The sequence below is a fragment of the Streptomyces sp. NPDC107546 genome, assembly GCF_055639175.1.
The window spans coordinates 1-22,402 of sequence record NZ_JBVKBA010000037.1 but is presented as its reverse complement, the minus strand read 5'-3'; the positions used below and the strand labels follow the sequence as shown (position 1 = coordinate 22,402).

Here is a 22,402-nt window from a genome sequence, read left to right as displayed (position 1 = left end):
CGGTTTTGCGCTTACAGACTTCTGTTGTGATTCCGGGGGATTGAGGACGATATGTCGTACGTTGAGGTGCCGGGGGCGAAGGTTCCGATCCGTATGTGGACGGACCCGTCGACGGTCGAGGACGCCGCGATGCAGCAGCTGCGGAACGTGTCGACCCTGCCGTGGATCAAGGGCCTGGCGGTCATGCCGGACGTCCACTACGGCAAGGGAGCCACGGTCGGCTCGGTGATCGCGATGCGGGACGCGGTGTGCCCGGCGGCGGTCGGGGTCGACATCGGGTGCGGGATGTCGGCCGTGAAGACGTCACTGACGGCGAACGACCTGCCGGGGGATCTGTCACGCCTGCGCTCGAAGATCGAGCAGGCGATTCCGGTGGGGCGGGGGATGCATGCCGATCCCGTCGACCCGGGGCGGCTGCACGGGTTCGCCACCTCGGGGTGGGAGGAGTTCTGGGGGCGTTTTGACGAGGTCGCTGAAGCGGTCAGATTCCGTCAGGATCGGGCGGAAAAGCAGATGGGAACGCTCGGATCCGGCAACCACTTTGTGGAAATATGCACAGATACAGCGGGTTCCGTCTGGCTGATGCTCCACTCCGGCTCTCGCAACATCGGTAAGGAACTCGCCGAGCACCACATCGGCGTGGCCCAGAGCCTCCCGCACAACCAGGGCCTGATCGACCGTGACCTCGCCGTCTTCGTCGCGGACACCCCGCAGATGGCGGCGTACCGCAACGACCTGTACTGGGCGCAGGAGTATGCGAAGTACAACCGCACGCTGATGATGGCCCTCCTGAAGGACGTGATCCGCAGGGAGTTCAAGAAGGCGAAGCCGACTTTCGAGCCGGAGATCTCCTGCCACCACAACTACGTGGCGGAGGAGCGGTACGAGGGCATGGACCTGCTCGTGACCCGTAAGGGGGCCATCCGCGCGGGGTCCGGCGAGTACGGGATCATCCCCGGTTCGATGGGGACGGGTTCGTACATCGTGAGGGGCCTCGGAAACGAGAAGTCCTTCAACTCCGCGTCGCACGGCGCCGGTCGGCGCATGAGCCGCAACGCCGCGAAGCGCCGGTTCACGGCGAAGGACCTTCAGGACCAGACGCGGGGCGTCGAATGCCGCAAGGACTCCGGCGTCGTGGACGAGATCCCGGGCGCGTACAAGCCCATCGAGAAGGTCATCGAGCAGCAGACCGACCTGGTGCAGGTCGTGGCGAAGCTGAAGCAGGTCGTCTGCGTGAAGGGTTGATGTACGAGGCCCCCGCAGGTTTCACTTCGCGTGCCGCACGGCGTAGATCATCACGAACGCCACGAGGTGGATGCCGAAGAGGAAGTACGCCAGGTAGTACCAGACGTAGCGTTCGCGCTTCTTCTCCAGGGAGAGGCGTTGTTGTTCGGCTGTGTGGTCCGCGTCGTCGGCCGGTGGGATCGGGTCGGCCATCAAAGGTCCCTGTGTACCTTGGTGTTCGAGGCCTGGGCGCGCGGGCGGACCACCAGGAGGTCGACGTTGACGTGGCTGGGGCGGGTGACCGCCCAGGTGATCGTGTCCGCGACGTCGTCCGCGGTCAGGGGCTCGGCGACGCCCTCGTAGACCTTCGCCGCCTTGTCCTGGTCGCCGCCGAAGCGGGTCAGCGCGAACTCGTCCGTCTTCACCATGCCGGGGGCGATCTCGATCACGCGGACCGGGGTGCCGACGATCTCCAGGCGCAGGGTCTCGGCGAGGACGTGCTCGGCGTGCTTGGCGGCGACGTAGCCCGCGCCGCCCTCGTACGTGCCGTGGCCGGCGGTGGAGGAGACGACGACCACCGTGCCGTCGCCGCTCGCGGTCAGGGCGGGGAGCAGGGCCTGGGTGACGTTGAGGGTGCCGAGGACGTTCGTCTCGTACATCCGGCGCCAGTCCCCGGGGTCGCCGGTGGCGACCGGGTCGGCGCCGAGCGCGCCGCCCGCGTTGTTCACGAGGACGCCGATCGTCTTGAAGGCGGTCGCGAACTCGTCGACCGCCGCGCGGTCGGTGACGTCGAGCGCGTACGCCGTCGCGGAGTGACCCGCGCCCGTGAGTTCCTCCGCGAGCGCCTCGATACGGTCCTTGCGGCGGGCGGTGAGGACCACGCGGTAGCCCGCTGCGGCGAGTTGCCGGGCCGTCGCGGCGCCGATCCCGCTGCTCGCGCCCGTGACGACGGCGATACGGGAGGCGGCGGAGGGTGCTGCGGCGGTCATGGGCGACTCCTCGACGGTCGTTCGGCAGTGGCTCGTTCATGCGGGCGTATGAGCGGCCTCCGCCCAGGATAGGTGGCGGGGCACGCGCCCGGCGGGGTGCCCGAAGGGTGGTCAGTGGCCCCGCGGCGCCCACATGATCACGGCCATTCCGGCGAGGCAGATCAGTGCCCCGGTCACATCCCAGCGGTCGGGGCGGTAGCCGTCCGCCACCATGCCCCAGGCCAGTGAACCGGCCACGAAGACACCGCCGTACGCCGCCAGGACGCGCCCGAAGTGGGCGTCCGGCTGGAATGTGGCGACGAAGCCGTAGATACCGAGAGCCATGACGCCCGCGCCGGCCCACAGCCATCCGCGGTGTTCACGCACCCCTTGCCAGACCAGCCAGGCGCCGCCGATCTCGAACAGCGCGGCGAGGAGGAACAGGGCTGCGGAGCGGAGGATCAGCATGCGGCCACCTTCGCACGCCGTTTCCGTGGGCCCGTCGGCCCTCCTGCGTCCTCACCTCACCTGCCCGGCGGCGCCTGTCCTGTCGTCCGCGTGGCATACATGCGGTGATTTGTCCGGGGACCGACGTGGAGGAAGTGACGTATGCGGAAGCGGATCGCGGGTGTGCTGGGCGCGGCCCTGACGATGGGTGCCGCCGTGCCCGCCGCGGCGGTGGCGGTGCCCAGGGTCGCCATCGCCTCTCACGGGTATGTGACCCTGACCGGTGGCCGGGCCGAGGTACGGCTGACCCCGCGCAACGACGGGTGGGCCGCCGTCGCCGGGGCGACCGTGCGGCTGCACTTCTCGCGCGCCCTGGGCGGTCCGCAGCAGCTGCCGGAGGGCTGTGCGGCGACCGACGCGAACACGGTGGTGTGTGGGACGGGACCGCTCGCGGCGGGCCGGGCGGGCCGGGAGATCCGGCTGCGGGTGGGTCTTGAGGGGGCGCCTGCCGAGGTGCGGCTGGACGTCGAGACCCTGCACGACGGCGACGCCGCCGACCGGGACCCCGTCGGGGACCGGCAGCAGGTGCTCGCGCTGGAGACGGGGGACGAGTACGCCTTCTAGGGCCCTCATGGGAGGCTGTGCCGAACGTAGGCCGTGGGGGGTACGCCCACCGTCGCCGTGAAGTCCCTCACCAGGTGGGCCTGGTCCGCATAGCCCAGGTCGGCCGCCAGGGCCGCCCAGTCCACCGCCCTCTCGGTCTCCGCGCGCTCCAGGGCCTCGTGGATGCGGTAGCGCAGGACGGCCCACTTGGGGCCCACGCCCACGTACGCGGCGAACAGGCGCTGCATGACCCGTACGGACATGCCCTCGGACCGGGCGAAGTCGGTGACGCGGCGGATCGTGCGGTCCGTGCGGATGCGGTCGACCAGGACCATGGCGAGGTCGGCCTGCGGGTCGGGGCGCGGAGCGAGGCCCAGGAGGAAGGTGTCCAGGGCGGCTACGCGGGCGTCCTCGTCGTCTGGGGCGAGGACGGTGTGCGCGTCGGCTTCCGGGAGCGGGAGCCGCTTGCCCGTCCACTGCGACACCGGTCGGTCCGGGAAGAAGGGGCGGAAGCCGCCCGGGCGGAACTGGATGCCGCAGACCCGGCCCTTTCCCTCCAGTTTCTGGGTGAAGAGCTCCAGGCCGATGCCGGCGATCTCGGCGAAGGGCTCCCGGTCCTCGTACTGCTGGAAGACGATGTTCACGGACGGGTGCGGGACCACGTGTGAGGCGTAGGGCCGGGTCAGGTCCCAGTCGATCAGCCAGTAGTGCTCCAGGTACGGCCGCAGGGGGTCGGCCGGTTCGCGGCGGCGGAAGTCCACGCGCGCGAAGAGCTCCGCTGCGTCGACGATTCCTCGGGTGTCACGGCGTGGGGCGGCCATGTCCGGGATCGTACGAGCGGGCACTGACAGGGGCGGAATAGTGGGAAGGGCGGAACCGTTTGTCGGTATAGTTGAATCGTAAACAACTTGAAGGGTGTGAGCGACCATGCAGTTCGGGATCTTCAGCGTCGGTGATGTCACGCCGGACCCGACCACCGGCCGGACGCCGACCGAGCGTGAGCGGATCAAGGCCATGGTCGCCATCGCGCTGAAGGCCGAGGAGGTCGGCCTGGACGTCTTCGCGACCGGCGAGCACCACAACCCGCCGTTCGTGCCGTCGTCCCCGACCACGATGCTCGGCTACATAGCCGCCCGCACCGAGAGGCTGATCCTCTCCACGTCCACCACCCTCATCACCACCAACGACCCGGTGAAGATCGCCGAGGACTACGCGATGCTCCAGCACCTCGCGGACGGTCGGGTGGACCTGATGATGGGGCGCGGCAACACCGGCCCGGTGTATCCGTGGTTCGGGCAGGACATCCGGGAGGGCATCAACCTCGCCATCGAGAACTACGCCCTGCTGCGCCGCCTGTGGCGCGAGGACGTGGTGAACTGGGAGGGCAAGTTCCGCACGCCGCTGCAGGGCTTCACGTCCACGCCACGCCCGCTGGACGGCGTACCGCCGTTCGTCTGGCACGGCTCCATCCGCTCCCCGGAGATCGCCGAGCAGGCGGCCTTCTACGGCGACGGCTTCTTCCACAACAACATCTTCTGGCCCGCCGACCACACCAAGCGCATGGTCGAGTTCTATCGGGAGCGCTACGCCCACTACGGGCACGGCACCCCCGAGCAGGCGATCGTGGGCCTGGGCGGGCAGGTGTTCATGCGGAAGAACTCCCAGGACGCGGTGCGCGAGTTCCGGCCGTACTTCGACAACGCGCCGGTGTACGGGCACGGGCCGTCCCTCGAGGACTTCACCGAGCAGACCCCGCTGACCGTCGGATCGCCGCAACAGGTGATCGAGAAGACGCTGGGCTTCCGCGAGTACGCCGGGGACTACCAGCGGCAGCTGTTCCTGATGGACCACGCGGGACTGCCCCTGAAGACCGTGCTGGAGCAGCTCGACATGCTCGGCGAGGAGGTCGTGCCGGTGCTGCGCAAGGAGTTCGCGAAGGACCGGCCGGCCGGGGTGCCGGACGCGCCGACGCACGCGTCGCTGTCGGTCGCCGAGGAAGCCGGGGAGAGCGCGCAGGAGACCGCAGCGGAAGGGGTGAGCGCCGTATGAAAAAGCTGGTCGTCGTCTCGGCGGGGCTGAGCGTGCCGTCGTCGACGCGGCTGCTCGCGGACCGGCTGGCCGCCGCCGTGGAGCGCGGGGCGCCGGTGTCGGTGCGGGTCGTGGAGTTGCGGGACCTCGCCGTGGAGATCGCGCACAACTTCACGAACGGCTTTCCGGGCCGGGCGCTGGCCGCCGCGCTCGATGCCGTGACGGATGCGGACGGGCTGATCGTCGTCACGCCGGTGTTCTCGGCGTCGTACAGCGGGCTGTTCAAGTCGTTCTTCGACGTGCTGGACAAGGACGCGCTGGCGGGCAAGCCGGTCCTGATCGCCGCCACCGGCGGCTCGGCCCGCCACTCCCTGGTCCTGGACCACGCGCTGCGTCCGCTCTTCTCCTACCTGCGCGCGGTGGTCGCCCCGACGGGCGTCTACGCCGCGTCGGAGGACTGGGGCGCGGAGGGCCTGCCGGAACGGATCGAGCGGGCGGCCGGGGAGCTGGCCGGGCTGATGGGGGCGGGGTCCCTCCGGGAGGGACTGGACGGGGCGGTCCCTGCCGCTTCCGCACCTGAACCGCGCGGGCCCTTCGCCGAGCCCACCGGGTCCGTGGCGGAGCCTGCCGGCGCCGCGCGGGAGCCGGCCGGAGCGCAGAGCGCGCCCGGGGCGGACGGCGACGCTGCGTCCGCCGGGGACGGCGGCCGTGGCGCGACCGTCTCGCACGGCTTCCGGGTGGTCCCGTTCGAGCAGCAGCTGGCCGCCCTGCGCGGCTAGTGCTGTGGCCGGATCGTGCCGTGAGTGAGGGTGGGCCGCCGCCGTCGTGTCGTGCCGGCCCACCCTTCCGCGTCGGCCGGTCTCCGGACCGGGGGGAGGATCCGGGACCGGCCGGGCGGACCCCTCACCCGGCCACGCCCTGGGATGGTGGGCCGGACGGGCTCGGGGATCCGGCGGGACCGGTGGCTCGGCGCGTGGCGTCCGGCGACGGGGCCCGCCCCGCCGGCCGGGGCCCGCAGCCGCTGCGTCACGGCCCGCCCCGACGGCTCTCCGCGTTCCCTCCCCGGAGGGCCACGCGGTGATGTGACTCAGTCGACGCAGTGGCCCGACCAGGTAAGTCACCGCGGATGAGGCGGTGAGAGGCGGGTAAGAAGCCCCTTCCTCGCTCCACCACCCGCTGGTGCACCGCCGTGACCTTGGCAGACTGGGGGCGTGACCCAGACAGTGCTGCTCGCCGAGGACGACCGCGCCATCCGTCATGCCCTGGAACGCGCGCTGACACTGGAGGGTTACCAGGTGACCGCCGTGGCCGACGGGGTGGAGGCCCTCGCCCAGGCCCACCGCAGCCGCCCCGACGTGCTCGTCCTCGATGTGATGATGCCCGGCATCGACGGCCTCCAGGTGTGCCGCGTGCTGCGCGCCGAGGGCGACCGCACGCCCGTCCTGATGCTCACCGCACTGGTCGAGACGGCCGACCGCATCGCCGGCCTGGACGCGGGTGCCGACGACTACGTCGTCAAACCGTTCGACGTCGAGGAGGTCTTCGCCCGGCTCCGGGCCCTGCTGCGCCGCAGCAACGGCGGCTCCTTCGAGGCTCCCAAGGAAGAGGACAGGACCCCCACCGGCCAGGTGTCCGTCGCCGGGCTGCGCATGGACGTGCAGGCGCGCCGGGCGTGGCGCGGCGAGCGCGAGCTGGAACTGACCCGCACCGAGTTCGACCTGCTGGAACTGCTCGCCCGCAACGCGGGCATCGTCCTGGACCACGCCACGATCTACGACCGCATCTGGGGTTACGACTTCGGCCCCGGATCCAAGAACCTCGCCGTCTACGTGGGCTATCTGCGGCGCAAGCTCGACGAGCCGGGCGCACCGGCGCTCATCCACACGGTACGCGGCGTGGGGTACGTACTGAGGGAGGACTAGGTGCCTCCTCCAGCACGCCGTTCGGGCGCCGAAGTGGACGTCGGGTTCTGGATGCGCCTGTGGCATCGGCTGCCGCCCGGGCTGCGCCGCCGGCTCCGGCTGCGGGCCCGGTTGCGCAAGGTGTCCTCGCTGCGGACGACCTTCACGGTGTCGTTCGCGGCCGTCGCCGCCGGCGTCACCGTCCTCGTCGGCTTCCTGAGCTACGACGCCGCCGCCCGCCTGGTGCGCGTGGACCAGCAGACCGTGTTCACCCAGGTCGTCGCCGACCTGCGGGACCAGGTCAGCCAGAAGCAGCTGATGCCGGACGACTTCGCCATCTCCGACAAGGACCACGACACCCCGCGCGACGACATCATCCGGCCCGCCCGCACGGTCGTGCAGGTGCTCGGCCCCGGCGGCGCGGTCGTCGACCACTCCAACCCGCCGCTGCCCGTGGGCGCCGACGACCGCAAGATCGCGGCCAGTGCCAAGGCCGCCAAGCTGCTGGAGCACAAGAACGTCGACGTCGGCGGCGACGTCTACCGGGTCGCGACCGTCGCGCTCGGCCACGGCCGGGGCGGGGTTCAGGTCGCCCAGGAGCTCAGCTCCACCGAGGACCTGCTGCGCAGCCTCCAGCAGCGCACGGCCCTGTTGATGGGAGCTGTCGTGATCGCTGCCGGCCTGTTCGGCTGGTGGCTGGCCCGGCGGATCACCCGGCGGCTGGTCGTGCTGGCCGGGGCCGCCGAGGACGTGGCGCGCACCCGGCGGCTCGGCATCCAGGTGCCGGCCACCGGGAACGACGAGGTGGGCCGTCTCGGCCGCTCCTTCGACCGCATGCTCGAGCGCCTCGCCCAGTCGGAGGAGGACCAGCGGCGCCTGGTGCAGGACGCGGGTCACGAGCTGCGCACGCCGCTCACCTCGCTGCGGACGAACATCTCCCTGCTGCGCCGGATAGACGAGCTGCCGCCCGCCGCCCGCGAGGAGCTGGTCGCCGATCTCGCGGAGGAGTCCCGCGAGCTGACCGACCTGGTGAACGAGCTGGTGGCGCTGGCGGCCGGGCAGTCGGACACCGAGCCGGTGCAACGGCTGACGCTGGCCGACGTCGCGGAGGACGCGGCGACGATCGCCCGACGGCGTACGGGGCGCGAGATCGTCGTCCGGGCCAGTGGTGACACGACGGTCGACGGCCGTACCACGGCTTTGCAGCGGGCGGTGTCGAACCTGCTGGAGAACGCGGCGAAGTTCGACCGGGACGCCAAGGCGCCGATCGAGATCGTCGTGACCGGTCCCGAGCATCCGCTCCAGCTGGAGGACTCGGACGAGCCGGAGAGCGGGGCGCCGCTGGGGATCGTACGGGTGGAGGTGCTGGATCGGGGGCCCGGGATCGAGGGGCCGGATCTCATGCGGATCTTCGACCGGTTCTACCGGGCCGCGGACGCACGGAGTCTGCCGGGGTCGGGACTGGGGTTGTCGATCGTGCGGGAGGTCGCCACCTCGCACGGGGGTGCCTCGTTCGCGTACCGGCGTGAGGGGGGCGGGGCGGTCATCGGGTTCACGGTGGGCGGGGGAGCCGGGGCCGGGGGCGACTGACGGGGTCACCCGACGTGCACGCGTGGCCGGCGCGCGCGGTTCGGTTCCGCTTCTCGCAGGACCTCCCGGGTGACCGGGGCCACCTCGCCCTGGCCGAAGAGGAAGAAGCGCAGGAAGTTGGCGAACGGGTTGCCCTCGGTCCACTCGAAGTAGATGTGCGGGATGCAGCCGGTGCGCTCCCGGACGTGCAGCAGCAGGGCCGCGAGGGCGTTGGGGATCGAGGACGACTCCAGGGTGAGCACCCGGTAGCGGCCGTGCATGACCTCGCCGCGGACCGTCATGCTCGACTCGAACTCCGAGGGGTCGCGGACGGTCACCTCCACGAAGACGAAGTCCTCCTGCAGCGGGAGGTCGTTGTCGTTGCGGATCTGCTCGACCTTCCCCCGGTACTCGTCGAAGTCCCGGTTGTCGGGCTCGTTGGCGATGAAGCGGATACGGCGGCTGGCGATGTCTCTGACGAAGCGTTCCGCCATGTCGTCGAGCGTCACGCTGGTCACGCGCAGCTCGAAGGCGCGGGCGAGCCGGGACAGCAGTGAGACGAGGATGATCCCGGCGATGAAGCAGGCGCCGATCTTCACACCGTCCGGCCGCTCCAGGACGTTCACGACCGTCGTGTACAGGAAGACCGCGGAGATCACCGCGTAGACGACCACCAGACGGCTCTGGCGGGCCTTGCGGGCGGCGATGGTCACCGCGATCGCGGCGGAGCTGATCAGCACCAGGACACCGGTGGCGTAGGCGCTGCCCTGGGCGTCGACGTTGGCGTCGAAGATCCAGGTGACCAGGAAGGCGATCAGGGTGAAGACGATGACCATGGGACGTACCGCGCGGGCCCAGTGCGGGGCCATGCCGTAGCGGGGCAGGTAGCGGGGCATCAGGTTGAGCAGCCCGGCCATGGCGGAGGCGCCGGCGAACCACAGGATCGCGATCGTCGAGACGTCGTAGACCGAGCCGAAACCGCTGCCCAGGTACTGGTGCGCGAGGTACGCCAGCGCCCGCCCGTTGGCGGGGCCGCCCGGCTTGAACGCGGGTGCCGGGATCAGCAGGGTCGTGATGAAGCTGGTCGTGATCAGGAAGACGCTCATGATGAGGGCGGCCGTGGTCAGCAGCTTCTTGGTGTCCCGGATACGGCCGGTGGGCTTCTCCTCGGTGTCGCCGGGGTCGCCCCGGACGTGGGGCATGACCGCGACGCCGGTCTCGAAGCCGGACAGGCCGAGCGCCAGCTTCGGGAAGACGATCAGGGCCAGTCCGACCATGACGAACACGTTGCCGTGCTGGGCGATCAGGGCGCCGGTCCAGTCGGTCACCACGTGCTCGGCGGTCAGGACGTGCCACAGGCCCACCACCACGACGACGGCGTTCAGCGCCAGGTACACGCCGACCAGGGCGACCGCGACACCGATGGCCTCCAGGAAACCCTTGAGGAAGACGGCACCGAGAAGGGCGATCAGGAGCAGGGTGATCAGCAGCTGGTGGCTGTGCAGGGCGCCGGTGAGGTGGGGGTTCTCGATCAGGTGGGTGGAGGCGTCGGCGGCGGAGAGGGTGATGGTGATCAGGAAGTCGGTGGCGGCGAAGCCGAGCAGGGTGAGGACGAAGAGCTTGCCCTTCCAGAAGGAGAGCAGGCGCTCCAGCATGGCGATGGACCCTTCGCCGTGCGGGCTCTCCTCGGCCACCCTCCGGTACACGGGCAGGGCGCCGGCCAGGGTGACGGCGACCAGGACGACGGTGGCGACGGGGGAGAGCAGGCCGGCGGCGAGGGCGGCGATGCCGGGCTGGTAGCCGAGGGTGGAGAAGTAGTCGACGCCGGTCAGGCACATCACCCGGTACCAGGGCTGCCCCTTGTGCGGATGCTCGGGCTCCGCGTGCGGACCCTGCGGGACGTCCGCCTTGCCCAGGTCGGTCAGCCCCTGCAGCATCCACGCCCGCAACCGGCTCGGACGAGCGTGCTCCGTGGCGGCCATCGGCGTGCTCCTGCCATACGGCTCTACGAACGGCCCCGGCCACCTACGGCACATCCATCCCGTACGTGGCCAATAGAGGATGCCGCGCTACCAGCGTAGGCAGAGGGAGGGGCGGGGGCCTGTGCACGGCGGTGGGAGGGGTCGGCGCGGGTTGGCGTGGGTCGGCGCGGGTCGGCGCGGCTCGGCGGCAGGGATGCGAAGCGGAACAAGGTAAGAAATAGCTCGCCGAGGTGACCCGATCCACCTGCTCTGATTACAAGAGGTAACCGGTTTGGGGGCGTCGGCGTTACTGCAATGCGGTGACATCCGGGTCGCCGCCGGACCGGTTACATGGAAGCCTCAGGAGTGCGCGCGCTGGGGGAGTCCGTCAATGGGGGATCTGTCCAAGCACAGGAGACAAACGTGAAAGCCTCACTTCGCACGCACTCCACCCGTGTCCTTGCCGCCGGTGCGCTCTCCGTCGCGCTGCTGACGTCCGGGGCGGCCGCCGCGTTCGCGGTCGACCCGGTCGCGCCCAACCCGGTGGCGGGCACGTCGACGAAGTCGCCGAACCTGGCGACGAAGCCGGACCAGCCCAACCTCAAGCCGGCCGTGACCGCGACCTCGATCACCATCAGCGCCAACAGGACCAACGTGAAGTCCGGTCAGTCGGTGACGTTCACGGGTCAGGCCAAGGGCGTGAAGGCGGGCGACAGGCTCGACCTCCAGCGCTACGACGGCAGGAAGTGGGCCACCGTGAAGACCGTCACGGTCAAGCGGGGCAGCAGCTACACCTATGCCCTGGCCACCAAGCTGACCGGGATGGGCAAGGAGAAGCTCCGCGTGGTCCACGCGAAGACGATGTCGCCGACGGTGACCATCACCGTGAAGTGACGCAGTGAAAGCGGGGGTGTCCCGGCCGGGGCGCCCCCGCTTTCCCGTGCCCGTAGTTGAATCGGGCCATGATCTATCACGTCGTACCGCTCGCCGACTGGAATGCGGCTCCCGACCGCCCGTACGCCCCCGCCTCCCTCGCGGAGGACGGCTTCGTCCACTGCTCTCCCGACGAGGAGACGACGCTGGCCGTCGTGAACGCGTTCTACCGCGGCGCGCCGAGGCCGTTGCTGGCACTGCTCCTCGACGAGAGCCGGCTCACCGCGCGGTGCGAGTGGGAGCGGGCGGTCCCCGCGCCGCCGCCGGGCGTGGCCGAGGGCACCCTGTTCCCCCACGTGTTCGGCCCGGTCGACCGCGACGCCGTCACGCGGATCCTGGAGGTCGAGTGGGACGAGGAGGGCCGGGCGGCCGGGCTGAAGGATGCGGACTGATCCCCGCGTCGATCAGCGCCTGCCGTCGGGCGTGACGGGTGTGAGTCGGATCCTGGTGACCGGTTCCGCCGACGGCCTTGGACGTGCCGCGGCGGATTCGCTGTCGACCGCGGGACACGACGTGGTGGTGCACGCCCGGAACCGGGAGCGCGCGGCGGGCCTCAAGGCGCTCGTCGACCGTGGGGCACACATGGTGGTGGGCGATTTCACGGACCGTGACGCCGTACGGCGCATCGCCGCGGAGCTGAACGACGCCGAGCCGCTCGACGCGGTGATCCACAACGCCGGTGTGTGGAGCGGACCGGCGGTCATGCCGGTCAACATCGTCGCACCGTACCTGCTCACGGCCCTGCTCCGCGGCCCGCGCCGGCTGGTGTACCTGAGCAGCGGCTCGCATTTCGGGGGGCGTCCCTCGCTCGACGGGGTGGACTGGCGGGGTGAGAGCGCGGGCTCGTATGCCGACAGCAAGCTGTTCGTCACGGCACTCTCCGCCGCGGTGGCCCGTCTGCGCCCCGGGGTGGTGAGCAACGCCGTGGATCCGGGCTGGGTGCCGACGAAGATGGGCGGGCCAGATGCACCGGACGACCTCGAACTCGGCCACCGGACGCAAGAGTGGCTCGCCTCCAGCGACGAACCCGAGGCCCTGACGACGGGCGGGTACTGGTACCACCGCCGACGGCAGCAGCCGCACCGCGCGGTCCACGACGAGGCGTTCCAGGACCGCCTCCTGCAGACGTTGGCCGAGGAGACAGGCATCACACTGTGAACCAAGAGGTCTCCCGGCAGATGCCGGGAGACCTCTTGCCTCGTCCCCGATCGGTCGCGCAGCAGCCCGTGCTGGACAGCCCCGCCCAAACCCCACGAAACCTCAGTTCACGGCCAGACCAGGCAATAAGGCTGATGCCCCGCCTCGTGCAGCCGGTGGCTGAAGTCCTGCCACTCGTGCAGCAACTGGTACACGTTGAACGCGTCCCGCGGGCCGCCCCGGTCCGGCACCGTCGACCAGATGAAGGCCGCCGCGCCGACCTGTTCCTCACCGATGCCGCGCAGCGGGTCCACGACCGTCATGGGGAGTTTGACGACCGCGTAGTCGGGGTGCAGGACCACCAGTTCCAGCGGTGGGACCTTGTGCAGCGGGACGCCCTCGATGCCCGTGAGGACCATCGCCGCCATCGTCTCCGGCTTGATCTTGGTGAACATGCCGCCCATGCCGAGCTCGTCGCCGCCGAGCTCCTCGGGACGCATCGAGATCGGGACACGGGCTGCCGTGGCGCCGTCCGGCGCGCCGAAGTACTTGTACGTCACCCCCACCCGACCACCATTCCCGCTTCCTGCCCCGAGCCGATCCCGCCTACGGTTCACATGGTCCATGCCATCCATACGCGTCAGCCGGTCGATTCGCTCAGGACCGCCGGGACCGACAGGGCCACCCTGTGGACCCTGCGTCTGACGTGTCTCGCTCGTCTCCTCCGCGTCGCGCCGGTGCCTTCCCCGCCGGGCACGCCGAGGACCCAGGTCATCGGTCCCCTCGCCCAGTCCGCCACCGCGATGCATATCTCCACCCGACTGCTTTTCTAGGACGCGTGGCCCCCGCCGCGCAACCCGATCATCGTGTCAGTGACCTCCCCCGCGGCTGCCCGCCGAAACGTGCGTTTAACCACCTGTCCGCAGGATCCTCGAGGCCTCTGACACCATGGCTAGTGTGAGCTATCCGTACGAAGCCCCAGTTTCGCAGACTCTTTTCGAGCGCGCGGCGGTCGTCACGCCCGGCGGCGTGAACTCTCCGGTGCGCGCCTTCCGCGCCGTGGGCGGTACGCCCCGGTTCATGGTGTCCGGTAATGGTCCGTATCTGACTGACGCCGACGGACGCGAATATGTCGATCTCGTGTGTTCCTGGGGGCCGATGATCCTCGGCCACTCCCACCCGGACGTGATCGCCGCCGTCCAGGAGGCCGTCGCCCGCGGTACCTCCTTCGGTACGCCCGGTGAGGGCGAGGTCGCTCTCGCCGAGGAGATCGTCGCCCGGGTCGCGCCCGTCGAGCAGGTCCGGCTCGTCTCCAGCGGCACCGAGGCCACCATGTCCGCCATCCGGCTCGCCCGCGGGTTCACCCAGCGGTCCAAGGTGATCAAGTTCGCCGGTTGTTATCACGGGCACGTCGATTCGCTGCTGGCCGCCGCGGGCAGTGGAGTGGCCACCTTCGCGCTGCCCGACACCCCGGGTGTCACCGGCGCCCAGGCCGGCGACACCATCGTGCTGCCCTACAACGACCTCGAGGCCGTCCGCGCCGCCTTCGCCGCGCACCCCGGCGAGATCGCCTGCGTGATCACCGAGGCCTCCCCGGGGAACATGGGCGTGGTCCCGCCGCTGCCCGGCTTCAACCAGGGGCTCAAGGACCTGTGCCGGGACAACGGCGCCCTTTACATCTCCGACGAGGTCATGACCGGGTTCCGCACCAGCAGGGCCGGCTGGTACGGCATCGACGGGGTCGAGCCCGACCTGATGACGTTCGGCAAGGTCATGGGCGGCGGTTTCCCCGCCGCCGCGTTCGGTGGCCGCAAGGACGTCATGGCGCACCTCGCGCCGGCCGGGCCCGTCTACCAGGCCGGCACCCTCTCCGGGAACCCGGTGGCCACCGCCGCCGGCCTCGCCCAGTTGAGGCTGCTCGACGACGCCGCGTACGACAAGGTCGACGCCGTCTCGGCCGAGATCCGTACGCTCGTCACGGAGGCGCTGAGCAAGGAGGGCGTGGCGCACCAGTTGCAGAACGCCTCCAACATGTTCTCCGTGTTCTTCACCGACCGGCCGGTGCGCGACTACGAGGGCGCCAAGGCGCAGGAGTCCTTCCGGTTCACCGCCTTCTTCCACTCCCTCCTCTCCCAGGGCGTCTACCTGCCGCCCTCCTCCTTCGAGTCCTGGTTCGTCTCCACCGCGCACGACGAGCGGGCCGTCCAGCGGATCGCCGACGCCCTTCCGGCGGCGGCCCGGGCAGCAGCGGAGGCGACCGCGGCATGAGCGACATCACAGTCGTCCACCTGATGCGGCACGGCGAGGTCGCCAACCCGGACGGAATCCTCTACGGGAGACTGCCCGGCTACCACCTCTCCGAGCTCGGCCGGCAGATGGCCGAGCGGGTCGCCGAGCACCTGGCCTCGCGGGACATCACCTACGTCGTCTCCTCCCCGCTGGAGCGGGCGCAGGAGACGGCCACCCCGATCGCCAAGGCACACGGTCTCGACCTCGCCACCGACGAGCGGCTCATCGAGGCCGAGAACGTGTTCCAGGGGAAGACCTTCGGTGTCGGGGACGGGGCGCTCAGGCGGACCGAGAACTGGAAGCACCTGGTCAACCCGTTCAAGCCGTCCTGGGGCGAGCCGTACGTGGAGCAGGTCGTCCGGATGATGGCGGCGCTGGACGCCGCCAAGGACGCCGCGCGCGGGCACGAGGCCGTGTGCGTGAGCCACCAGCTGCCGATCTGGATCGTGCGCAGCTTCGTGGAGCGGCGGCGGCTGTGGCACGACCCGCGCAAGCGGCAGTGCACGCTCGCCTCCCTCACCACGTTCACGTACCAGGGCGACAAGATCGTGTCGGTGGGCTACACCGAGCCGGCCCGTGACCTGGTGCCGCCGCATCTGCGCGCGGGTGCCAAGCCGGCGAAGGGGAAGTCCGCTGCGGGGAACAGCAAGGCGTTCGGGGCCTGAGAGCCTTGTGACGCAGGGGCTGTTGGCGGAACACGGGGTCTGATGGCGGGACGGGCCTGACTGTGGAAGAGGGGGAACATTCCCCGCCCTACGGTTGACGGCTCGGCGTACGCTTCGTCACAAGACGTATGCAGTCCCGGCATCAGGCAGTATCTTCGTAAAATCCGCGACAGGTATGCGGTTTCAGCGGAACCTGCCTCTCCATAGCGCCCTCTCACTGTGCGACCACTGAGAGGGCGCTATGAGATGGGGACGGAATGCGGGACATCAGCCGACGGGGACTGATAGGACTCGGCGCGGGTGCGGCGGCGGCCATGGGACTCGCCGCGTGCGGTACCCAGCATGACGGCGCGAATCCCGCCCACGGTTCCGACAAGGGGGGATCCGACGGTTCCGGCGGTCCCGGCGACAGCCCCACGGCCACCGCGCGTCCGCTGGGTGACGGCTCCACCGCCGACACCGGCAAGCAGCCGAACCAGCCGGACAAGCCGGTGCCGCTGGAGCCGGGCCAGACTCCTCCGCAGTTCGTGGTCTTCTCCTGGGACGGCGCCGGCGAGGTCGGCAACGGCCTCTTCCCGCGCTTCCTGGACCTCGCCAAGGAGCACGGCGCGCACATGACCTTCTTCCTCTCCGGGCTCTACCTGCTGCCGGAGTCGAAGAAGCGCAAGTACCTGCCGCCGAACAACGCGCCGGGCGCCTCCGACATCGGCTACCTGTCGGACCCGCACATCCGGTCCACGCTGGAGAACGTCCGCCGGGCGTGGCTCGAGGGCCACGAGATAGGCACCCACTTCAACGGCCACTTCTGTGGCGAGGCTCACGGTTCGGTCAAGTGGTGGACGCCCAAGCAGTGGCGCAGCGAGATCGACCAGGCCAAGGCCTTCGTCAAGGAGTGGAAGACCAACACCGGCTGGCACGATCTGCCGCCGCTGCCCTTCGACTACGACAAGGAACTGGTCGGGGGCCGTACGCCCTGCCTGCTCGGCCAGGACAACCTGCTGCCCACCGCACGCGAACTGGGCTGGCGCTACGACGCCTCCTCGCCCGGCGGCAACCAGGTGTGGCCGACGAAGCGGCACGGGCTCTGGGACTACCCGCTCCAGGCGATCCCGTTCCCGGGGCACAGCTTCCAGGTGCTGTCCATGGACTACAACATCATGGCCAACCAGTCGAAGAACTCGACCAAGGCGCCCGCGTACAACTACCCGGGCTGGCGCCAGCAGGCAGCGCAGGCCTACATAGCCGGATTCAAGCGGGCATACGAGACGAACCGGGCACCCTTCTTCATAGGTAACCACTTCGAGCACTGGAACGGCGGCATCTACATGGACGCCGTCGAAGAGGCGTTCAAGCACATCGCGCGCGCGAAGGAGAACGGCGCCGACGTCCGCATCGTCTCCTTCCGGCAGTTCACGGACTGGATCGACGTGCAGCGGCCCGAGATCCTGGCCAAGCTGCGCACGCTCGGGGTCGGGCAGGCGCCGGCCGGTGGCTGGAAGACGTTCCTCTCCGAAACCTCCGGCACCGGCAAGAAGACCTCGGGCACCACCGCGGGCACCACCTCGGGGAGCCCGTCGAACCCCGCCTGAAATGCGGGTTTCCGCCCGCAAGGGGGGTGCGCAAGATCCCCGGAACGGACATGCGAAACTTTTCACATGAGTGCCGCCTGCCGCGCCCCCCAGCGCCTGAACCGCACCCGTAGCCGCAGCCGCCGACGCGCCGTCCTGGCCACCGCCGGGGCCGCCGTCGCGGCGCTCGTGCTGTCCGCCTGCGGATCCGGCGGCACCTCGGGGGGCTCCGGCAACACCAACTTCATCACCGGCAAGGACGGCATCGCGACCGTCAAGAAGGGCGAGCGGGCCGACGCCCCCGACCTGTCCGGCACCACCATCGACGGCAAGAAGCTCGACGTCGCCGACTACAAGGGCAAGGTCGTCGTCATCAACGTCTGGGGCTCCTGGTGCCCGCCCTGCCGCGCCGAGGCGCCCAACTTCGTCGAGGTCGCCAAGGAGACGGCGAGCAAGGGTGTCCAGTTCGTCGGCATCAACACCCGTGACACCAGCACCGGTCCGGCCCGCGCCTTCGAGCAGCAGTACGGGGTCACGTACCCGAGCCTGTACGACCCCACCGGCAAGCTGATGCTCCGCTTCAAGAAGGGCACGCTCAACCCGCAGGCGATCCCGTCCACGCTGATCGTCGACCGGGACGGGAAGATCGCCGCGCGCACCCTGCAGGCCCTCACCGAGGACAAGCTGCGCGAGATGCTCGACCCGGTCGTCGCGGAGAAGTGACAAGTGAGTCCTCTGACCACGCTCGCCGCCGAGGGCTACAACGGCACGGTGCTCAACGGAGCCCTGCTCGTCGCCCTCCCCGTCGCCCTGCTCGGCGGTCTCGTCTCCTTCTTCTCCCCGTGCGTCCTGCCGCTGGTGCCCGGCTACCTGTCGTATGTGACCGGGGTCACCGGCACCGACCTGGCCGAGGCCCGGCGCGGGCGGATGGTCGCGGGCGCCTCCCTGTTCGTGCTCGGCTTCACCGCCGTGTTCGTCTCCGGCGGGGCCCTGTTCGGGTTCTTCGGCGCGACGCTGCAGGAGCACAAGGACGTTCTGTCCAAGGTGCTGGGCGTCTTCATGATCCTCATGGGTCTGTTCTTCATGGGGGCGATGCCCTGGTTCACCCAGCGGGAGTTCCGCTTCCACAAGCGGCCCGTGGCGGGACTGGTCAGCGCGCCCCTGCTGGGCGCGCTGTTCGGCATCGGCTGGACCCCGTGCATCGGCCCGACCCTGTCCTCGGTGCTGATGCTCTCCTCCGACCAGGGCAGCGCAGGCCGCGGCGCCCTCCTCACCGTCGCCTACTGCCTCGGCCTCGGCGTGCCCTTCGTGCTCGCCGCCGTCGCCTTCCGCAAGGCGCTCGGCGCGTTCGGCTGGGTCAAGCGGCACTACCAGTGGGTGATGCGCATCGGCGGCGGCATGATGATCGCGACCGGGCTGCTGCTGGTCACCGGCGCCTGGGACGGCATCGTGCAGCAGATGCAGAGCTGGTCCGACGGCTTCACGGTGGGGGTCTGATCCATGAGCGACACACGGAGCACCGACGTGCACAGTGACGAGACCCCCGAGATCCTCGCGGGCGGCAGTGATCCCGACCTCGGCGAGGCCGGCTCCCAACTGTCCACCGCCCCCGTCGAGACGGCCGTGCCCGGCTCCTTCGGCGGCTCCCGCGCCCCCGGCGCCAAGGGCTGGATCACCTGGACCGCACGGGAGATCATCGGCTGGGCCCGCTGGTTCTGGCGGCAGCTGACCTCCATGCGGGTCGCGCTGATCCTGCTGTTCCTGCTCTCGCTCGCCGCGGTCCCCGGCTCGCTGATCCCGCAGACGGGCCAGAACGCGCTGAAGGTCCAGGACTTCAAGGACTCGCACAAGACGCTCGGTGAGATCTACGACAAGCTCGGGCTGTTCCACGTCTACAGCTCGGTGTGGTTCTCCGCGATCTACATCCTGCTGTTCATCTCGCTCATCGGCTGCATCGTGCCGCGCACCTGGCAGTTCACCGGCCAGCTCAGGGGCCGCCCGCCGGCCGCCCCCAAGCGGCTGACCCGGCTGCCCGCCTACGCGACCTGGCGCACCGACGCCGACCCCGAGCAGGTCCGCGAGGCCGCGCTGGCGGTGCTGGGGCGCCGCCGCTTCCGCGCGCATGTCGCCGGGGACGCCGTCGCAGCCGAGAAGGGCTATCTGCGCGAGGCCGGCAACCTGGTCTTCCACATCGCCCTCGTCGTGATGCTGGTCGCCTTCGCCTGGGGCCAGCTGTACAAGACGGAGGGCAACAAGCTGATCGTCGAGGGCGACGGCTTCTCCAACACCCTCACCCAGTACGACGACTTCAAGTCCGGCAACCTCTTCACCGACGACAACCTGGTGCCGTTCAGCTTCACCCTGAACAAGTTCACCGGCACCTACGAGCGCAACGGCCCCAACAAGGGCACCCCGCGCACCTACCAGGCGAACATCACCTACAGCGTCGGCCCCTACGGCAAGGACAAGAAGACCACCATCAAGGTCAACGAGCCGTTGGTGATCGGGGACGCCAAGGTGTACCTGGTCAGCCACGGCTACGCGCCCGTCGTCACCGTCCGCGACGGCAAGGGGAGCGTCGTCTTCCATGACGCGGTGCCGCTGCTGCCGATCGACTCCAACGTGACCTCCCAGGGCGCCGTCAAGGTCCTCGACGGCTACAAGAACGCCCAGGGCCAGTCCGAGCAGCTCGGCTTCCCGGCGTTCTTCGTGCCGACCTTCGCGGGCGCCGGCCAGGGCACGATGTTCTCCCAGTTCCCGGCGCTCGACTACCCGGTGCTCGCGGTGTCCGCGTACCACGGCGACCTGGGTGTCAACGCGGGCATCCCGCAGAACGTGTATCAGTTGGACACCAAGGCCAGGGGCCTGAAGCCGTACAAGGACGCCAAGGGCGACATCGTCAAGGCCCGTCTGCTGCCCGGCGAGACCATGAAGCTGCCGGGCGGGAACGGCTCGATCACCTTCGACAAGCAGATCAAGTCGTGGGCCGGCTTCCAGGTGGTGCAGCAGCCCGGCACCGGCTGGGCGCTCGGCGGCGCGATCGGCGCGATCTTCGGCCTGGCCGCCTCGCTGTTCATCCAGCGCCGCCGCGTGTGGGTGCGCGCGACGACCGGCGCCGACGGCGTCACCGTCGTCGAGATGGCGGGCCTCGGCCGCAGCGAGTCCGCGAAGGTGCCCGAGGAACTGGGCGACCTGGCCGCGCTCGTCCACGAGCAGGCACCCACGAAGGCCGACGAGTCCCACCCGTCCGACGAGTCCGACGAGTCCGGCGAGACCGCCGACGACACGACCCCCGACGCCGACCCCGAACGGGAGCCGGACGCCGCAACCCCCGTACCTGCCGCTGAAGGGGCTCAGAAAAAGTGACCCTCGCCACCGCCACCAACGAACACCTCGCGAACATCAGCAACACGCTGATCTACTCCGCGATGGCCGTCTACACCCTGGCCTTCTTCGCGTACATCGCCGAATGGCTCTTCGGCAGCCGCAGCAAGGTCGCCCGCACGGCCAACGCGCTCACCACCGAGGCCGGGCGGAAGGCCGCCGGGCCCGCGGTCACGGTCAACAAGGCCGGAGGCACCGCGGTCCTGGAGCGGCCCAAGGTCGTCACCCGGGCCGTGGCCGGCGCCCGTGACGTGCCCGACGGCCCCGGCGCCCACGGCGGTGACGAGCAGGGCGATCTCTACGGCCGTATCGCCATCTCCCTCACCGCGCTGGCCTTCCTCGTGGAGCTCGGCGGCGTGATCGCCCGTGCGGCCTCCGTGGAGCGGGCGCCGTGGGGCAACATGTACGAGTTCAACATCACGTTCTCCACGGTCGCCGTCGGCGTCTACCTCACGCTGCTCGCGCTGAAGAAGAACGTGCGCTGGCTCGGCCTCTTCCTGACCACCACGGTCCTGCTCGACCTGGGCCTCGCCGTCACCGTCCTCTACACGGCGAGCGACCAGCTCGTCCCGGCCCTGCACTCGTACTGGCTGTACATCCACGTCTCCACCGCGATCATCTGCGGCGCGGTCTTCTACGTCGGCGCGGTCGGCACGATCCTGTACCTCTTCAAGGACTCCTACGAGAACAAGCTCGCGACCGGCGGCAAGCCCGGCACCTTCGCCACCTCCGTCCTGGAGCGGCTGCCCTCCTCGGCGTCCCTCGACAAGTTCTCCTACCGAGTGAACGCGGCCGTCTTCCCGCTGTGGACGTTCACGATCATCGCGGGCGCCATCTGGGCGGAGTCCGCCTGGGGCCGCTACTGGGGCTGGGACCCCAAGGAGACCTGGGCGTTCATCACCTGGGTCGCCTACGCCTGCTACCTGCACGCCCGCTCCACGGCCGGCTGGAAGGGCCGCAAGGCGGCGTACATCGCGCTCATCGCCTTCGGCTGCTGGCTGTTCAACTACTACGGCGTGAACATCTTCGTGAGCGGCAAGCACTCGTACGCGGGCGTGTGAGTCCGCCGTGCCCCCTGTGCGGTGAAGGCCGGTTCCGATGACCCGGGTCATCGGAACCGGCCTTCACCGCACAGGGGGCACGGATGCGGAACGTTCCACCGGGAGTGACGCTGGTGTCATGACCGATCCCATCGAAGAGGGCACCGCCGAGCACCGGGGGGACGCGTACGTACGGCACTACCTGCTGCGCCTGCCCAGCCCCGTGGAGGACGTCTGGCCGGTGCTGGCCTCCGCCGCGGGCCTCGCGGAGTGGCTGGCCCCCGCCGAGCCGTTCGAACCACGGCTCGGCGGCGCGGTGGGCCTGCGCCTCCCGGACGGCCCGGCAAGGGGCTGGATCACGGCCTGGGACGTGGAACGGGTCGCCGAGTACACGGTGCAGGGCCGGGGCCGCATCCGCTTCCACCTGGAGCCGGGCCGCCCGACGGGGACGACGGTGCGGTTCACGCACGAGAGCCGGGAGGACAGGGACCCGGGCTGGCGGGAACGGTTCGAACGCCTGCTGGGGTCCTTGGCCCAGGTCCTTGACGACGGTGCCTAGTGCTGTGGCCGGTGAACCTTTCCGGTCACAGCACTAGTGTGATGCGCCTGAAATTGCAGGCTTAAGTCTGTAGTCTGTTTTCATGTCTCGGGGTCCTCGTGCCGTCGAAGTTGTGCTGTCCGATGA

General features: G+C 70.0%; 23 protein-coding genes. 17 read left to right on the top strand and 6 right to left on the bottom strand.

Annotated elements, in window-relative coordinates; translation table 11 throughout:
- Positions 1–51: 51 nt before the first annotated feature.
- Positions 52–1,245, top strand: a complete 1,194-nt coding sequence (locus ACZ7L1_RS33570; RefSeq protein ID WP_471442674.1) for an RtcB family protein — start codon at positions 52–54, stop codon at positions 1,243–1,245.
- A 21-nt stretch (positions 1,246–1,266) separates the two neighbouring features.
- Here the strand turns inward: ACZ7L1_RS33570 and ACZ7L1_RS33565 are convergent, their stop codons facing one another.
- The 3 genes from ACZ7L1_RS33565 to ACZ7L1_RS33555 all read right to left on the bottom strand — a co-directional run bounded on the left by ACZ7L1_RS33565 (position 1,267) and on the right by ACZ7L1_RS33555 (position 2,660).
- Positions 1,267–1,437 (bottom strand): hypothetical protein, encoded by a 171-nt coding sequence (locus tag ACZ7L1_RS33565; RefSeq protein WP_471442672.1) that lies wholly within the window; start codon positions 1,435–1,437, stop codon positions 1,267–1,269.
- Positions 1,437–2,213, bottom strand: coding sequence for an SDR family NAD(P)-dependent oxidoreductase (locus tag ACZ7L1_RS33560; RefSeq protein WP_471442670.1), 777 nt, complete (start codon positions 2,211–2,213; stop codon positions 1,437–1,439). The genes ACZ7L1_RS33565 and ACZ7L1_RS33560 overlap by 1 nt, the downstream gene beginning before the upstream one ends.
- A gap of 111 nt (positions 2,214–2,324) precedes the next feature.
- Positions 2,325–2,660: a YnfA family protein gene (locus tag ACZ7L1_RS33555; RefSeq protein ID WP_471442668.1), complete on the bottom strand. Its 336-nt coding sequence runs from the start codon at positions 2,658–2,660 to the stop codon at positions 2,325–2,327.
- A gap of 141 nt (positions 2,661–2,801) precedes the next feature.
- Between ACZ7L1_RS33555 and ACZ7L1_RS33550 the strand changes: the two genes are divergently transcribed.
- Positions 2,802–3,263, top strand: a complete 462-nt coding sequence (locus ACZ7L1_RS33550) for a hypothetical protein (protein WP_471442666.1) — start codon at positions 2,802–2,804, stop codon at positions 3,261–3,263.
- A gap of 5 nt (positions 3,264–3,268) precedes the next feature.
- Here ACZ7L1_RS33550 and ACZ7L1_RS33545 read toward each other — a convergent pair whose 3' ends face one another.
- The gene (locus ACZ7L1_RS33545; protein WP_471442664.1) at positions 3,269–4,063 is read right to left on the bottom strand and encodes a DUF6597 domain-containing transcriptional factor; all 795 of its coding nucleotides are present in this window, start codon (positions 4,061–4,063) and stop codon (positions 3,269–3,271) included.
- Positions 4,064–4,169: 106 nt separating this feature from the next.
- Here ACZ7L1_RS33545 and ACZ7L1_RS33540 point away from each other — a divergent pair, with 106 nt between their 5' ends.
- The 4 genes from ACZ7L1_RS33540 to ACZ7L1_RS33525 all read left to right on the top strand — a co-directional run bounded on the left by ACZ7L1_RS33540 (position 4,170) and on the right by ACZ7L1_RS33525 (position 8,761).
- Positions 4,170–5,291 (top strand): LLM class flavin-dependent oxidoreductase, encoded by a 1,122-nt coding sequence (locus tag ACZ7L1_RS33540; RefSeq protein ID WP_471442662.1) that lies wholly within the window; start codon positions 4,170–4,172, stop codon positions 5,289–5,291.
- Positions 5,288–6,049 (top strand): FMN reductase, encoded by a 762-nt coding sequence (locus tag ACZ7L1_RS33535; RefSeq protein WP_471442660.1) that lies wholly within the window; start codon positions 5,288–5,290, stop codon positions 6,047–6,049. Before ACZ7L1_RS33540 ends, ACZ7L1_RS33535 begins: the two co-directional genes overlap by 4 nt.
- Before the next feature lie 432 nt (positions 6,050–6,481).
- Positions 6,482–7,192 (top strand): response regulator transcription factor, encoded by a 711-nt coding sequence (locus tag ACZ7L1_RS33530; protein WP_471442658.1) that lies wholly within the window; start codon positions 6,482–6,484, stop codon positions 7,190–7,192.
- 51 nt (positions 7,193–7,243) lie between these two features.
- Positions 7,244–8,761, top strand: coding sequence for a HAMP domain-containing sensor histidine kinase (locus ACZ7L1_RS33525; RefSeq protein WP_471442733.1), 1,518 nt, complete (start codon positions 7,244–7,246; stop codon positions 8,759–8,761).
- Between the two features lie 5 nt (positions 8,762–8,766).
- On the opposite strand, the gene ACZ7L1_RS33520 is transcribed toward ACZ7L1_RS33525, so the two are convergent.
- Positions 8,767–10,722, bottom strand: coding sequence for an APC family permease (locus tag ACZ7L1_RS33520; protein ID WP_471442656.1), 1,956 nt, complete (start codon positions 10,720–10,722; stop codon positions 8,767–8,769).
- Positions 10,723–11,124: 402 nt separating this feature from the next.
- On the opposite strand from ACZ7L1_RS33520, the gene ACZ7L1_RS33515 reads away from it, so the two are divergent.
- The 3 genes from ACZ7L1_RS33515 to ACZ7L1_RS33505 all read left to right on the top strand — a co-directional run bounded on the left by ACZ7L1_RS33515 (position 11,125) and on the right by ACZ7L1_RS33505 (position 12,792).
- On the top strand, positions 11,125–11,595 hold the full coding sequence (locus ACZ7L1_RS33515) for a hypothetical protein (protein WP_471442654.1): 471 nt from the start codon (positions 11,125–11,127) through the stop codon (positions 11,593–11,595).
- A gap of 68 nt (positions 11,596–11,663) precedes the next feature.
- Complete coding sequence (locus tag ACZ7L1_RS33510; RefSeq protein ID WP_366024212.1) at positions 11,664–12,026, top strand: DUF952 domain-containing protein; 363 nt, start codon at positions 11,664–11,666, stop codon at positions 12,024–12,026.
- Positions 12,027–12,066: 40 nt separating this feature from the next.
- Positions 12,067–12,792, top strand: a complete 726-nt coding sequence (locus ACZ7L1_RS33505) for an SDR family NAD(P)-dependent oxidoreductase (RefSeq protein WP_471442731.1) — start codon at positions 12,067–12,069, stop codon at positions 12,790–12,792.
- A gap of 107 nt (positions 12,793–12,899) precedes the next feature.
- Here the strand turns inward: ACZ7L1_RS33505 and ACZ7L1_RS33500 are convergent, their stop codons facing one another.
- Complete coding sequence (locus ACZ7L1_RS33500) at positions 12,900–13,580, bottom strand: hypothetical protein (RefSeq protein WP_471442652.1); 681 nt, start codon at positions 13,578–13,580, stop codon at positions 12,900–12,902.
- Positions 13,581–13,719: 139 nt separating this feature from the next.
- On the opposite strand from ACZ7L1_RS33500, the gene hemL reads away from it, so the two are divergent.
- The 8 genes from hemL to ACZ7L1_RS33460 all read left to right on the top strand — a co-directional run bounded on the left by hemL (position 13,720) and on the right by ACZ7L1_RS33460 (position 22,276).
- Complete coding sequence (gene hemL, locus ACZ7L1_RS33495; RefSeq protein ID WP_471442650.1) at positions 13,720–15,039, top strand: glutamate-1-semialdehyde 2,1-aminomutase; 1,320 nt, start codon at positions 13,720–13,722, stop codon at positions 15,037–15,039.
- Positions 15,036–15,725, top strand: coding sequence for a histidine phosphatase family protein (locus ACZ7L1_RS33490; RefSeq protein ID WP_471442648.1), 690 nt, complete (start codon positions 15,036–15,038; stop codon positions 15,723–15,725). Before hemL ends, ACZ7L1_RS33490 begins: the two co-directional genes overlap by 4 nt.
- 257 nt (positions 15,726–15,982) lie before the next feature.
- Positions 15,983–17,314: a polysaccharide deacetylase family protein gene (locus tag ACZ7L1_RS33485; protein ID WP_471442646.1), complete on the top strand. Its 1,332-nt coding sequence runs from the start codon at positions 15,983–15,985 to the stop codon at positions 17,312–17,314.
- Positions 17,315–17,380: 66 nt separating this feature from the next.
- Entirely contained in the window at positions 17,381–18,016 is a 636-nt protein-coding gene (locus ACZ7L1_RS33480) for a TlpA family protein disulfide reductase (protein ID WP_471442644.1), read from the top strand.
- Positions 18,017–18,019: 3 nt separating this feature from the next.
- Entirely contained in the window at positions 18,020–18,790 is a 771-nt protein-coding gene (locus ACZ7L1_RS33475) for a cytochrome c biogenesis CcdA family protein (RefSeq protein WP_471442642.1), read from the top strand.
- 3 nt (positions 18,791–18,793) lie between these two features.
- Complete coding sequence (resB, locus tag ACZ7L1_RS33470) at positions 18,794–20,659, top strand: cytochrome c biogenesis protein ResB (RefSeq protein ID WP_471442640.1); 1,866 nt, start codon at positions 18,794–18,796, stop codon at positions 20,657–20,659.
- Positions 20,656–21,738, top strand: coding sequence for a c-type cytochrome biogenesis protein CcsB (ccsB, locus tag ACZ7L1_RS33465; protein WP_471442638.1), 1,083 nt, complete (start codon positions 20,656–20,658; stop codon positions 21,736–21,738). Before resB ends, ccsB begins: the two co-directional genes overlap by 4 nt.
- A gap of 118 nt (positions 21,739–21,856) precedes the next feature.
- Positions 21,857–22,276: an SRPBCC domain-containing protein gene (locus ACZ7L1_RS33460; RefSeq protein ID WP_471442636.1), complete on the top strand. Its 420-nt coding sequence runs from the start codon at positions 21,857–21,859 to the stop codon at positions 22,274–22,276.
- Positions 22,277–22,402: the final 126 nt, after the last annotated feature.

Bases quoted from the DNA above. Each gene is read 5' to 3' on its own strand.
- ACZ7L1_RS33485 (WP_471442646.1), top strand. From the start codon at position 15,983: ATGCGGGACATCAGCCGACGGGGACTGATAGGACTCGGCGCGGGTGCG.
- ACZ7L1_RS33555 (WP_471442668.1), bottom strand. From the start codon at position 2,660: ATGCTGATCCTCCGCTCCGCAGCCCTGTTCCTCCTCGCCGCGCTGTTC.
- ACZ7L1_RS33460 (WP_471442636.1), top strand. From the start codon at position 21,857: ATGACCGATCCCATCGAAGAGGGCACCGCCGAGCACCGGGGGGACGCG.
- ACZ7L1_RS33490 (WP_471442648.1), top strand. From the start codon at position 15,036: ATGAGCGACATCACAGTCGTCCACCTGATGCGGCACGGCGAGGTCGCC.
- hemL (WP_471442650.1), top strand. From the start codon at position 13,720: ATGGCTAGTGTGAGCTATCCGTACGAAGCCCCAGTTTCGCAGACTCTT.
- ACZ7L1_RS33500 (WP_471442652.1), bottom strand. From the start codon at position 13,580: ATGCATCGCGGTGGCGGACTGGGCGAGGGGACCGATGACCTGGGTCCT.
- ACZ7L1_RS33480 (WP_471442644.1), top strand. From the start codon at position 17,381: ATGAGTGCCGCCTGCCGCGCCCCCCAGCGCCTGAACCGCACCCGTAGC.
- ACZ7L1_RS33565 (WP_471442672.1), bottom strand. From the start codon at position 1,437: ATGGCCGACCCGATCCCACCGGCCGACGACGCGGACCACACAGCCGAA.
- ACZ7L1_RS33560 (WP_471442670.1), bottom strand. From the start codon at position 2,213: ATGACCGCCGCAGCACCCTCCGCCGCCTCCCGTATCGCCGTCGTCACG.
- ACZ7L1_RS33520 (WP_471442656.1), bottom strand. From the start codon at position 10,722: ATGGCCGCCACGGAGCACGCTCGTCCGAGCCGGTTGCGGGCGTGGATG.
- ACZ7L1_RS33540 (WP_471442662.1), top strand. From the start codon at position 4,170: ATGCAGTTCGGGATCTTCAGCGTCGGTGATGTCACGCCGGACCCGACC.
- ACZ7L1_RS33550 (WP_471442666.1), top strand. From the start codon at position 2,802: ATGCGGAAGCGGATCGCGGGTGTGCTGGGCGCGGCCCTGACGATGGGT.
- ACZ7L1_RS33570 (WP_471442674.1), top strand. From the start codon at position 52: ATGTCGTACGTTGAGGTGCCGGGGGCGAAGGTTCCGATCCGTATGTGG.
- ACZ7L1_RS33510 (WP_366024212.1), top strand. From the start codon at position 11,664: ATGATCTATCACGTCGTACCGCTCGCCGACTGGAATGCGGCTCCCGAC.
- ACZ7L1_RS33525 (WP_471442733.1), top strand. From the start codon at position 7,244: ATGCGCCTGTGGCATCGGCTGCCGCCCGGGCTGCGCCGCCGGCTCCGG.
- ACZ7L1_RS33535 (WP_471442660.1), top strand. From the start codon at position 5,288: ATGAAAAAGCTGGTCGTCGTCTCGGCGGGGCTGAGCGTGCCGTCGTCG.
- ACZ7L1_RS33545 (WP_471442664.1), bottom strand. From the start codon at position 4,063: ATGGCCGCCCCACGCCGTGACACCCGAGGAATCGTCGACGCAGCGGAG.
- resB (WP_471442640.1), top strand. From the start codon at position 18,794: ATGAGCGACACACGGAGCACCGACGTGCACAGTGACGAGACCCCCGAG.